At 58.8% G+C, this 12,862-nt stretch carries 6 protein-coding genes; 2 read left to right on the top strand and 4 right to left on the bottom strand.

Translation table 11 applies throughout. The features are described 5' to 3' along the window. The first annotated feature begins 193 nt into the window (after positions 1-193). The gene (locus tag AC07U5_RS06550) at positions 194-487 is read left to right on the top strand and encodes a hypothetical protein (protein ID WP_062425175.1); all 294 of its coding nucleotides are present in this window, start codon (positions 194-196) and stop codon (positions 485-487) included. Between the two features lie 49 nt (positions 488-536). On the opposite strand, the gene AC07U5_RS06545 is transcribed toward AC07U5_RS06550, so the two are convergent. Beyond that, positions 537-1,286 carry a sulfite exporter TauE/SafE family protein gene (locus tag AC07U5_RS06545; protein ID WP_494722590.1) on the bottom strand — a complete coding sequence of 250 codons (750 nt, stop codon included), beginning with the start codon at positions 1,284-1,286 and terminating at the stop codon, positions 537-539. A gap of 98 nt (positions 1,287-1,384) precedes the next feature. Here AC07U5_RS06545 and AC07U5_RS06540 point away from each other — a divergent pair, with 98 nt between their 5' ends. Continuing rightward, entirely contained in the window at positions 1,385-2,263 is an 879-nt protein-coding gene (locus AC07U5_RS06540) for a LysR family transcriptional regulator (protein ID WP_494722589.1), read from the top strand. A gap of 117 nt (positions 2,264-2,380) precedes the next feature. Here the strand turns inward: AC07U5_RS06540 and AC07U5_RS06535 are convergent, their stop codons facing one another. The 3 genes from AC07U5_RS06535 to rpoB form a co-directional block, all read right to left on the bottom strand. Beyond that, positions 2,381-3,961, bottom strand: a complete 1,581-nt coding sequence (locus AC07U5_RS06535) for an ABC-F family ATP-binding cassette domain-containing protein (RefSeq protein ID WP_494722588.1) — start codon at positions 3,959-3,961, stop codon at positions 2,381-2,383. Positions 3,962-4,221: 260 nt separating this feature from the next. Continuing rightward, the gene (rpoC, locus tag AC07U5_RS06530) at positions 4,222-8,430 is read right to left on the bottom strand and encodes a DNA-directed RNA polymerase subunit beta' (RefSeq protein WP_062439232.1); all 4,209 of its coding nucleotides are present in this window, start codon (positions 8,428-8,430) and stop codon (positions 4,222-4,224) included. A 183-nt stretch (positions 8,431-8,613) separates the two neighbouring features. Continuing rightward, positions 8,614-12,753: a DNA-directed RNA polymerase subunit beta gene (rpoB, locus tag AC07U5_RS06525; RefSeq protein ID WP_062439234.1), complete on the bottom strand. Its 4,140-nt coding sequence runs from the start codon at positions 12,751-12,753 to the stop codon at positions 8,614-8,616. Positions 12,754-12,862 lie beyond the last annotated feature (109 nt).

The following is a 12,862-nucleotide window of genomic DNA, read 5'->3' as shown; positions in this document are numbered from 1 at the left end:
TCACAAAGCCCCTGCCCTCACCATTGTTTTTCACCTTCCGCCCTTTGGCTTTTCACAAAAGCCGTCTATTGATTCCCTGAAGCACCGCCTGTCCCAAGATCAGGGCCCTGCTGGTTGCGACATGTGGCAGGCGTGGAGGTTAGATGGATTGGCCTCTGGCACCTCCTCCACCAAAGACAAAAGGAATCGCGTCATGATCACCGAACCCGACAACGACAATGGACGCGACGAGGCTATGGTCTTCGTCATCATCGGCAAGGCCTATGAGCGCGAAGGCGAAGACGGCATCGACATTCACGTCATCCTCCAGGCGCCGGACGACGATACCGCCGTGCGCGAAGCTCTGAATGCGCTGTCGGAAGAAGGCTTCCTCGAAGCCGACCTAGACCAGATCGGCATGATCACCGAAGTACCGGACGAAGAACCGCATGCGTCTGCCTATCAGGGCGCACTGGAAGGCGAAGTCTCCATTATCCGCTTTGCTTGAAAATTGAGCGGGGCGTGCAACATCTCGCGCGCCCTCTCTTAGCCTGCACTCAACCGACGCTTCGTACTATCATCTCCAGACCGAGCAAGACCAGCATCACCAGAAAGCAGCGCTTGAAGGTTGCCGGGTTAAACGCCTTTCTGAGACGTTGTCCAGCCACCATGCCAAGCAGCGCCGGCAAGACGGCCAGAGCCGACAGCCCCGCCTCTCCCACTTGAAATGCGCCGTGCGAGATGAGCCCGATCGTCAGTGCAATCGTGGAGACCGTGAAAGACAGGCCGAGCGCCTGAACCAGATCGTCCTTCTCAAAGCCAAGCGATTGCAGATACGGAACGGCAGGAATGACGAACACGCCCGTCGCGCCGGTAATCAGCCCCGTCAGGATCCCCACCAGAGGCGAAAGCCATCGCTCAAGCGTAGGCTGGACGCGATAGGGCGTGGCCAGCAGTGTGTAAATCCCATAGAAAGTCAGCGTCACCCCGAGCGCAAGCGTGCTCCATCCAGCGCCCTCACCCGTCAACATCGAGGCCGTGGCAACCGTGCCGACCAGAACCCCCGCCATCATCGTCCACAGACGGCGCAAGATCGGCATCACATTCATGCCGGCCATCAACTGCCACACATTGGTGAGCAAGGATGGAACGATCAGCAGCGATGCAGCGACCAGGGGTGACAGCAGTCCGCCAAGGATTCCCATCGCAACAGTCGGCAGGCCCATCCCCGTCACGCCCTTGACGAGACCAGCAGAGAAGAAGGTGGCTGCAATGACAAACAATATCGAAAGGGAGTAGTCGCTCATTGCTCCGTCATAGCGCAGGCTCCAGGTTCCACAATGCGGCATTGCCTTAACCAGCCTTCGGCTGGACCGAAGGCTGGTTTGTCCGTAAGCTTCTCTCTATGCGCTTTGACCTCAACGATCTTCGCCTTTTCCTTGCTGTTGCCGACGCTGGCAGCATCACCCATGGCGCGCAGGAGGTCGGACTCTCTCTGGCTGCAGCAAGCGACCGGCTGCGCGAGATGGAGCTTGCAGGCGGCGTTTCGCTGCTGGAAAGAGGTCGGCGCGGCATCCGCCTGACAGAGGCTGGTGAGACGCTTTGCCATCACGCCCGCCAGATCATCGGCCACGTTGCGCTGATGCGCGCCGATCTCGGGCAATTCGCCAGGGGCCTGCGGGCGACAATCCGTATGGCCGTCAACACGGCGGCCATGGTGGACACCCTGCCGCAGCGCATGACACCATGGCTAGCGGACCATCCGCAGGTCGATATCGATCTTCGCGAACGTCAAAGCCATGAGATTGCCCGCAGTGTCACGGCAGGCTTTTCCGATGTCGGCATCTTATCCGACGTGGCAGCACACGAGGCGCTTGTTTTCAAACCCTTCGCCACCAGTCAACTCGCCATTGTCAGCGCCAAGTCTCACAGGCTGGCAAACGAAAAGCAGGTGAGCTTTGAGAGCCTGACCGACGACTATTTCATCGGGCTGAAGGACGGAGCCTTGCAGGCCCATATCGAGGCCCAGGCGGAAAAGATCGGCGCGCGTTTGCGCTACCGTATCAGCCTGCGCACCTTCGAAAGCATCTGCCATGCCGCAAGCGCCGGCCTCGGCATCGCCATCGTCCCATCCACCATCGCTCACCACTGCAAACGAAGTTACCCCTTGTCCGTCACGCCGTTAGCGGACGCATGGGCGCGACGCAATCTCGTGGTCTGCATCGCCAGGGACGCAGAGCAGACGCCGCTGGTCCGAGACCTGTTCAAGCATCTGTCCGCATGAAACGCAAAGACGCCACAGCACTGGCTGGAAAATCAGAGCCGATTTTCTCAAAGCACGATGCGTAGAGTCTAGGAGATAAAACATCCTTGTGCATCCGAGAGGACGCACGGCGCTCTATCAATCCAACTGGATGATCCTATCCGGCGAAAGCGCCCTCACGAACGCCTCGTCGTGACTGACGGCCAGGATGGCTCCGTCATAGGCTGCCAGAGCCGCCTCAAGGGCTACGATCCCGCCCAGATCGAGATGATTGGTCGGCTCGTCGAGGATCAGCAGTTGGGGCGGTGTCACGGCGCCAAGCGTGCAGGCGAGCCCCACCCGCAAGCGTTCGCCGCCGCTCAAACTGGCGGCCTTGCGTAACGCATCATCGGCGCGAAATTTGAACCGGGCGAGAGCCGCATAAGCCTCTTCATCGAGCGCGGATGCATGGGTCTGGCGGAAGTTCTCGAGCAAGGTCAGGTCGTCACGAACACACTGGACATGCTGGTCCAAAACGGCGAACGGCACCCGCATGTCCACTACGCCCTCGAATGGTGCCATCTCGCCAGAAATCATCTTCAGCAGTGTGGTCTTCCCGCTTCCGTTTGGTCCGGTAAGCACGACGCGTTCCGGCCCGGTGATGGACATGGACAGATCGCGGATGACAGGCCGCGATCGATTGTATCCGCCTGTGACGCCGTCGAGCCGCAAGACAATCCTTCCCGCGACCAGGCCGGTTGAGGCGATGTCCATCCGGATCGGCTGAAGCACTTCTATTCGGGATCGTGCGGACGATAGCGCTGCCTCCGCCGCCTCACGTCGGGCGTCGCGCAAGCGCGCGCCTGCTCCACCAGACGCTTCCGACCGCCCCTTCGCCGCATCCATCAATATCTTCGGCTTATCGCCTCTGCTCCGGCTCTTTGCCCCGGCACTGTCCTTGCGTGCCTTCCGCTCGGCCGCTTGCTGCGCGCGTTGCGCCGCCTCACGACCTGCCCTTTCCGCATGCGACAGGTCATGTGTCGCCGCATCCAGTTCCAACTGCTTGAGCGCACGATACGCGCTGTAATTCCCGCCATAACGAGACATGCCAAGCGTTGTCAGTTCGGCAATGGCGTCCATCTCTTCCAGCAATTCACGATCATGGCTGACGACGATGGCGCCGCGCCGCCAGTGACGCAAAAGCTCGATCACCATATCCCGCCCTGCCCGGTCGAGATTATTGGTTGGCTCGTCAAGCAGAAGAAAATCCGGCTCGGCCATCGTGATCGCCGCGAGTGCAGCTCGCACGCGCTGCCCGCCGGAAAGCGTGGCAAGCGGCGTATCTGGAGCCGCACAAAGACTATAATGCTCGAGCGCCGCTTCCATCCTGGCGCCAGCCGTCCAGTCCGCTTCGGCCAGTTCGTCGACACTCGCCTGCCCCGCGGCCGCACGTTCGAGCAGCGCCAGCGCCTCCCGCAAACCGAAGAGATCCGCAAGCGTCGCATCGGGCCGGGTCATCCCGTCCTGGCGCATCAGCGCAACCGCGCCAGACACAGAGACGCGACCGGCATAGGGCATCATATCGCCGGCAATCACGTGCAAAAGCGTTGTTTTGCCCACGCCGTTGCGCCCGACGAGCCCGATACGCTCACAGGTAAAACTGAAGTCTATGTTGGTGAAAAGCGGTTTGCCGTCAGACTTGATGCAGGACAGACCGGAAAGAGAAATCGACGAAGCCATGGGACAAAACATCTCGCTGCAGAACCAAAGGGAAAGTGGTTGCGAGTGTCAAATCCATCGTCGTCATGTCTCCTCTATTGAAGTGGCCTCAAGATAGGGCCGTTAACCCGATCGTTCAAGTCACATCAATTTGCGTCACCGTCCAAGGAGGAATCCGGCGATCTCCGGCCACCGTGCAAAAACAAAAAACGCCCGGATTGCTCCGGGCGTTTCCATGTACATTAGCAAGTACCTCTCACGAGGTGCCTGCGCTGACTGCCTTACTCGGCAGCCGGTGCCTTGTCCGTCATGTCCTGCAGCATCTGGTTTGCGGAAGCAGAGCCAGTGCTCTTCTTGCGCTCCTCGATGATGAGGTCGTCGCGGGTCGTCGCGATGCGGCGGATCTGCGTCATGGTGCCGCCGGTACCAGCCGGGATGAGGCGGCCGACGATGACGTTTTCCTTGAGGCCCTGCAGCGTGTCCGTCTTGCCGGCAATTGCAGCTTCCGTGAGAACCTTTGTGGTTTCCTGGAAGGAAGCAGCCGAGATGAAGGACGGCGTCTGCAGCGATGCCTTGGTGATACCGAGAAGAACCGGTTCGCCATAAGCAGGCTTCTTGCCTTCTTCGATCAGACGATCGTTGTTGTCTTCCATCTCGATGCGGTCGACGTTGTCGCCCACGATGTACTGGCTGTCGCCGGCATCCGTGATCTCAACCTTCTGCAGCATCTGACGAACGATGACTTCGATGTGCTTGTCGTTGATGACAACGCCCTGCAGACGATAGACTTCCTGGATTTCGTTCACGAGGTAGGAAGCGAGTGCTTCCACGCCCTTGATCGCCAGAATGTCGTGCGGTGCCGGGTTGCCGTCGAGAATGTACTCGCCCTTCTCGATGTAGTCGCCTTCCTGAAGATGGAAGGGCTTGCCCTTCGGGATCAGGTATTCGACTGGCTCGACGCCGTCTTCCGCAGGCTCGATCTGAACACGGCGCTTGTTCTTGTAGTCGCGGCCGAGACGGATCGTACCATCGATTTCAGCGATGATAGCGTGATCCTTCGGACGACGCGCTTCGAAGAGTTCGGCAACGCGCGGCAGACCACCGGTGATGTCCTTGGTCTTGGCGCTTTCCAGCGGCGAACGTGCAAGCACGTCACCCTGGAAGACCTTCTGACCAGGCTCGACCGACAGAATTGCATCCACGGAGAGCTGGAAGCGGGCTTCGCCGCCACGAGACAGCTTGGCAACTGCGCCAGACGCATCCTTGATCACGATCGAAGGCTTCAGATCCGAACCACGTGGTGTCGAACGCCAGTCGATAACCTGACGCTTGGTGATACCGGTGGATTCGTCGGTCGCTTCGAGAACGGAGAGACCATCGACCAGATCTTCGAAGTGAACCGTACCTTCCACTTCCGTCATCATTGGACGGGTGTAAGGGTCCCACTCTGCCAGACGCTGACCGCGCTTGACCTTGTCGCCATCATCCACGAACAGCTTCGAACCGTAGGCGACGCGCTGCGAAGAACGCTCGACGCCACGCTCATCGAGAATGGTAACCGACATGTTGCGGCCCATGGCGATGAGGACACCTTCCGACGAGCGGAGGATGTTGCGGTTCTTGATCTGAATCGTGCCTTCGTAGGACGCTTCCAGGAACGACTGGTCAACCACGTTGGCCGTACCACCAAGGTGGAACGTACGCATGGTCAACTGCGTGCCTGGCTCACCGATCGACTGAGCGGCGATAACGCCCACAGCTTCGCCCATGTTGACAGGCGTACCGCGTGCAAGGTCACGACCGTAGCAGACGCCGCAGACGCCAACCTGGATTTCGCAGGTCAGAGCCGAACGGATGCGAACGGACTGGATGCCAGCCTTTTCGATCACGGCAACGTCGGCTTCATCGATCAGCGTGCCGGCCTTGACGATGTTCTCGCCAGTCACCGGGTTGTCGATGTCGTCGAGCGATGTACGACCGAGAATACGGGCGCCGAGCGAAGCAACGACCTGACCGGCATCGACGATGGCAGTCATGGTGAGGCCCTTGTCGGTGCCGCAATCACGAGAGTTGACGATGCAGTCCTGCGCAACGTCGACGAGACGACGTGTCAGGTAACCGGAGTTCGCCGTCTTCAAGGCGGTGTCTGCAAGACCCTTACGGGCACCGTGGGTCGAGTTGAAGTACTCGTTAACGGTCAGGCCTTCTTTGAAGTTCGAGATGATCGGCGTTTCGATGATCTCGCCCGATGGCTTGGCCATGAGGCCGCGCATACCACCAAGCTGACGCATCTGGTTCGGTGAACCACGCGCACCCGAGTGGCTCATCATGTAGATGGAGTTCATCGGCTTTTGACGACCGGTTTCCTCGTCGAACTCAACAGCCTTAATGCGGGCCATCATTTCTTCGGCGACCTTTTCAGTCGCCTTGCCCCAGGCGTCGACAACCTTGTTGTACTTTTCGCCCTGGGTGATGAGGCCGTCATTGTACTGCTGCTCGTATTCCTTCACCAGGGATTCGGTGTCGCCAACGATCTTTGCCTTGGTGTCCGGAATGATCATGTCGTCCTTGCCGAACGAAATGCCGGCGCGGCAAGCATGGGTGAAGCCGAGCTGCATGATGCGGTCACAGAAAATGACCGTGTCCTTCTGGCCGCAATGACGATAGACCGTGTCGATCATCTTGGAGATGTTCTTCTTGGTCATTTCCTGGTTGCAGGTCTCGAAAGGCACGTTCACGTTCTTCGGCAGAAGTTCGCCGATGATCATGCGTCCAGGCGTCGTTTCGTAGATCTTGGACACCAACTTGCCGTCGGCATCCATCGTCTTGAAGCGGCCACGGATTTTCGCGTGCAGCGTCACGACCTTGTTTTCCAGAGCATGATGCAGTTCGCCCATGTCGGAGAAGGCCATGCCTTCGCCGGGCTCGCGCTCGTTCATGATCGAGAGGTAGTAAAGGCCGAGAACCATGTCCTGCGAAGGAACGATGATCGGTGCGCCGTTTGCCGGGTGCAGAATGTTGTTGGTGGACATCATCAGCACGCGTGCTTCCAGCTGCGCTTCAAGCGACAGCGGAACGTGCACGGCCATCTGGTCACCGTCGAAGTCGGCATTGAACGCCGTGCAGACGAGCGGATGCAGCTGGATAGCCTTGCCTTCGACCAGCGTGGGTTCGAAAGCCTGGATGCCCAGACGGTGCAGCGTCGGTGCGCGGTTCAGAAGAACCGGATGCTCGCGGATGACCTCGTCGAGGATATCCCAGACTTCAGGCTTTTCCTTTTCAACCAGCTTCTTGGCCTGCTTGACGGTGGAGGAGTAACCCTTGGCGTCAAGGCGGGCATAGATGAACGGCTTGAACAGCTCGAGCGCCATCTTCTTCGGCAGGCCGCACTGATGCAGCTTCAGTTCCGGACCGGTCACGATGACCGAACGGCCGGAATAGTCGACGCGCTTGCCGAGAAGGTTCTGGCGGAAGCGGCCCTGCTTGCCCTTGAGCATGTCGGAGAGCGACTTCAGCGGACGCTTGTTGGCACCCGTGATGACACGGCCGCGACGGCCGTTGTCGAACAGCGCGTCAACGGATTCCTGCAACATACGCTTTTCGTTGCGGATGATGATGCCCGGTGCACGAAGCTCGATCAGGCGCTTCAGACGGTTGTTACGGTTGATGACGCGACGATAGAGATCGTTGAGGTCAGACGTCGCAAAGCGACCGCCATCCAGCGGAACCAGCGGACGCAGGTCCGGCGGGATCACCGGAACGACCTTCATGATCATCCATTCCGGACGGTTGCCGGATTCCATGAAGTTCTCGACGATCTTCAGGCGCTTCATCAGCTTCTTCTGCTTGAGATCCGAGGTGGTCTCAGCAAGATCCGAACGCAGATCGCCGGCGATCTTTTCGAGGTTCATCGAGGCGAGCATTTCATAGATCGCTTCAGCACCGATCATGGCGGTGAACTGGTCTTCACCGAATTCATCGACGGCAATCATGTACTCTTCTTCGGACAGAAGCTGGTTCTGCTTCATCGAAGTCAGGCCAGGCTCGGTCACGATGTAGTTTTCGAAGTAGAGAACGCGCTCTACATCCTTCAGCGTCATATCGAGCAACGTCGAGATACGCGAAGGCAGCGACTTAAGGAACCAGATATGGGCAACGGGAGCAGCAAGCTCGATATGGCCCATGCGCTCACGACGAACGCGCGACAGCGTCACTTCAACGCCGCACTTTTCGCAGATGATGCCCTTGTACTTCATGCGCTTGTACTTACCGCACAGGCACTCATAGTCCTTGATCGGTCCGAAAATGCGCGCGCAGAACAGGCCATCACGCTCAGGCTTGAACGTACGGTAGTTGATGGTTTCCGGCTTCTTGATCTCGCCGTAAGACCACGACAGGATTTTCTCCGGCGAAGCGATCGAAATCCGGATGGAATCGAAATGCTGCGCGGGCACCTGCGGGTTGAAAAGATTCATGACCTCTTGGTTCATGCCTTGTCTCCTTAAGGGGATGGAGCCCCTTGCTTGCATCTGGCGCGATCTTTCCCGGGCTGACCGGCCAGTGCTTCAAACATGGATCTATCCGCAAAATGCGGCGAAAGTGTCCGCCCACGAACACGCATCCGTGAGCGAAGCTGGCAGGCGCTCATTTCGAAGCGCCTGCCTTTTCTGATCTTATTCCGCCGCGTCAGGCAGCTGATCGGCAGCCTGCTGCTCTTCGAGCTTGGAGTTTTCCAGCTCGACGGAGAGACCCAGAGACCGCATTTCCTTGACGAGAACGTTGAAGCTCTCCGGAATACCGGCTTCGAAGGTGTCGTCGCCACGGACGATCGCTTCGTAAACCTTGGTGCGGCCCGCCACGTCGTCCGACTTGACGGTGAGCATTTCCTGCAGCGTGTAGGCGGCGCCGTAAGCTTCCAGAGCCCAGACTTCCATTTCCCCGAAGCGCTGACCGCCGAACTGCGCCTTGCCGCCCAGTGGCTGCTGGGTAACGAGCGAGTAAGGACCGATCGAGCGAGCGTGGATCTTGTCGTCGACAAGGTGGTTCAGCTTGATCATGTACATGTAGCCGACGGTCACCTTGCGGTCGAAAGCCTCACCCGTACGTCCGTCATAGAGAACCGACTGACCCGACTCATTCAGACCGGCGCGCTTCAGCATGGAAGCAACGTCAGGCTCATGCGCTCCGTCGAAGACGGGCGTTGCGATGGAGACGCCCTTGCGGGACTGTTCTGCCAGGCGCAGCAGCGCATCGTCGTCAAAGGAAGATACTTCATCCTTCGCTTCGGAGGCGTAGACTTCCGTCAGTTCCTTCTTCAGGTCGGTGATGTCCATCGTCTTGCGATACTCGTCGAGCAGATCGCCGATCTTCTTGCCCATACCGGCGCAAGCCCATGCGAGGTGCGTTTCGAGAATCTGACCGACGTTCATGCGCGAAGGCACGCCCAGCGGGTTCAAGCAGATGTCGACATGCGTACCGTCTTCCAGGAACGGCATGTCTTCGACAGGCACGATACGCGAGACAACGCCCTTGTTACCGTGACGGCCGGCCATCTTGTCACCCGGCTGGATCTTGCGCTTCACAGCAACAAAGACCTTGACCATCTTCATGACGCCCGGAGGCATTTCGTCGCCGCGCTGGACCTTCTCGACCTTGTCCATGAAGCGCTGTTCAAGGCGCGACTTGGACTCGTCGTACTGACCACGCAGAGCTTCGATCTCGGACTGAACCTTCTCATCCTCGACCGCGAACATCCACCACTGCGAGCGGGGATATTCGGAGACGACGGCGTTGGAAAGTTCAACACCCTTCTTGAAGCCCTTCGGACCGGCAATCGAAACCTGACCGCGCAGCATGTCGACCAGACGGCCATAGACGTTGCGGTCCAGGATGGCCTGTTCGTCGTCACGGTCCTTTGCCAGGCGCTCGATTTCCTCGCGCTCGATAGCCATCGCACGCTCGTCCTTTTCGACGCCGTGACGGTTGAACACGCGAACTTCGACGACCGTACCGAACGTGCCTGGAGGCATGCGCATAGAGGTGTCGCGAACGTCGGAAGCCTTTTCACCGAAGATGGCGCGCAGAAGCTTTTCTTCCGGCGTCATCGGGCTTTCACCCTTCGGCGTGATCTTGCCGACGAGGATATCGCCAGGCTGAACTTCCGCACCGATGTAGACGATACCGGCTTCGTCGAGGTTCTTCAGCGCTTCTTCCGAAACGTTCGGAATGTCGCGCGTGATTTCTTCCGGACCAAGCTTGGTGTCGCGGGCCATCACTTCGAATTCTTCGATGTGAATGGAGGTGAACACGTCGTCGGAGACGATGCGCTCGGACATCAGGATCGAGTCTTCGTAGTTGTAGCCGTTCCATGGCATGAACGCGACGAGCGCGTTGCGGCCAAGTGCCAGGTCACCGAGATCGGTCGAAGGACCGTCCGCGATGATGTCGCCCTTGTTCAGAACGTCGCCGACGGAAACCAGCGGACGCTGGTTGACGCAGGTGTTCTGGTTGGAACGCTGGAACTTCTGCAGGCGGTAGATATCAACGCCGGACTTGCCAGCATCGAGATCTTCCGTTGCGCGGATAACGATACGTGTCGCATCCACCTGGTCGACCACGCCGCCACGACGGGCTGCAATAGCAGCGCCGGAGTCACGGGCAACGATCGGCTCCATGCCAGTACCGACGAACGGTGCCTCGGCACGCAGGAGCGGAACGGCCTGACGCTGCATGTTCGAGCCCATGAGAGCGCGGTTGGCGTCGTCGTTTTCCAGGAACGGAATGAGAGCCGCGGCGACCGAAACCAGCTGCTTCGGCGAAACGTCCATCAGGTTGATGTTGTCACGCGGAGCCAGCATAACTTCGCCCGCATGACGGCAAACCACGAATTCTTCCGTGAATGCGCCTTCAGCGTCGAGCTCGGCATTGGCCTGCGCAACGTAATACTTCGCCTCTTCCATAGCGGAGAGGTAGATCACGTCGGTGGTGACCTTGCCGTCCACGATCTTGCGGTACGGGCTTTCGATGAAGCCGTACTTGTTGACGCGGGCGAAGGTCGCCAGGCTGTTGATCAGACCGATGTTCGGGCCTTCCGGCGTTTCGATCGGGCAAATACGGCCGTAGTGGGTCGGGTGAACGTCGCGGACTTCGAAGCCTGCGCGCTCGCGGGTCAGACCGCCCGGTCCAAGAGCCGAAAGACGGCGCTTGTGGGTGATTTCCGAAAGCGGGTTCACCTGGTCCATGAACTGCGACAGCTGCGAGGAACCGAAGAATTCACGAACGGCAGCAGCTGCCGGCTTCGCATTGATCAGATCCTGCGGCATCACGGTGTCGATTTCGATCGAGGACATACGTTCCTTGATCGCACGTTCCATGCGCAGAAGACCCAGACGATACTGGTTCTCCATCAACTCACCGACGGAACGAACACGGCGGTTGCCGAGGTTGTCGATGTCGTCGATTTCGCCCTTGCCGTCACGCAGCTCGACCAGCATCTTGACCACGGCCAGGATGTCGTCCTTGCGCAGCGTGCGCACGGTGTCTTCCACGTCGAGATCGAGACGCATGTTCATCTTGACGCGACCAACGGCAGAAAGGTCGTAACGCTCGGAGTCGAAGAACAGCGAGTTGAACATGGCTTCCGCAGAATCCATGGTCGGCGGTTCACCTGGACGCATGACGCGGTAGATGTCGAACAGAGCGTCCTGACGGTTCTCGTTCTTGTCTGCAGCAAGCGTGTTGCGGATATAGGCGCCAACATTGACGTGGTCGATGTTGAGGACGGAGATCTCGTCGAAGCCATGGCCGAGAATGACGGTCAGCGACTTGTCGTCGATTTCGTCGCCGGCTTCGAGATAGATTTCACCCGTCTCGTAGTTGACGATGTCTTCGGCAAGGAAGTTGCCGTACAGGTCTTCGTCGCTGGCCTTGAGAGCCTTCAGGCCCTTGTCCGTCAGCTGACGCAGCAGGCGCGGGGTCAGCTTCTTGCCACCTTCGACAACGACTTCGCCGGTATCGGCGTCGATCATGTCGGTGATGACCTTGGCGTTCTTCAGCGTCTCCGGCTGGAAAGGAATGCGCCAGCCGTCAGCTTCGCGAGTATAGGTCGCCTTGGTGTAGAACGTCGACAGGATTTCTTCGCCATCCATGCCAAGCGCCATGAGCAGCGACGTGACGGGAAGCTTGCGGCGACGGTCGATACGAGCGAAAACGACATCCTTGGCGTCGAATTCGATATCGAGCCAGGAACCGCGATAAGGGATGACGCGCGCAGCAAAAAGCAACTTGCCGGAAGAATGGCTCTTGCCCTTGTCGTGGTCGAAGAAAACGCCTGGCGAACGGTGCATCTGAGACACGATGACGCGCTCGGTACCGTTGACGATGAACGTGCCGTTATTGGTCATGAGCGGCATGTCGCCCATGTAGACGGACTGTTCCTTGATGTCCTTGATGGACTTCGCGCCTGTATCCTCGTCGATATCGAACACGATGAGGCGCAGCGTCACCTTGAGCGGCGCTGCGTAGGTCAGATCGCGCTGACGGCATTCCTCGACGTCGAACTTCGGTGCCTCGAATTCGTAAGATACGAATTCCAGCATGGACGCGCCGGAGAAGTCGGTGATCGGGAATACGGATTTGAATACGGCATTCAATCCCTCGTCGGGACGTCCGCCCTTGGGCTCGTCAACCATGAGGAATTGGTCATACGAAGCCTTCTGAACCTCGATGAGGTTCGGCATTTCCGCTACTTCTGGAATTCTGCCGAAAAACTTGCGTACGCGCCTACGACCGTTAAACGAAAGGGTCTGAGCCATCGTCGCTCCTTTAAAATTGCATCCGGGCCTGCAACGGACGGGAACCGATGGCCAGTCGACCCCGTCGAATAATGGGTAAAATCAATCTCGTTCCACTTCCCGGATCGAT

The organism is Agrobacterium sp. GW821-FHT02D03, from assembly GCF_059421725.1.
This window is presented reverse-complemented; position numbering and strand designations above follow the sequence as displayed.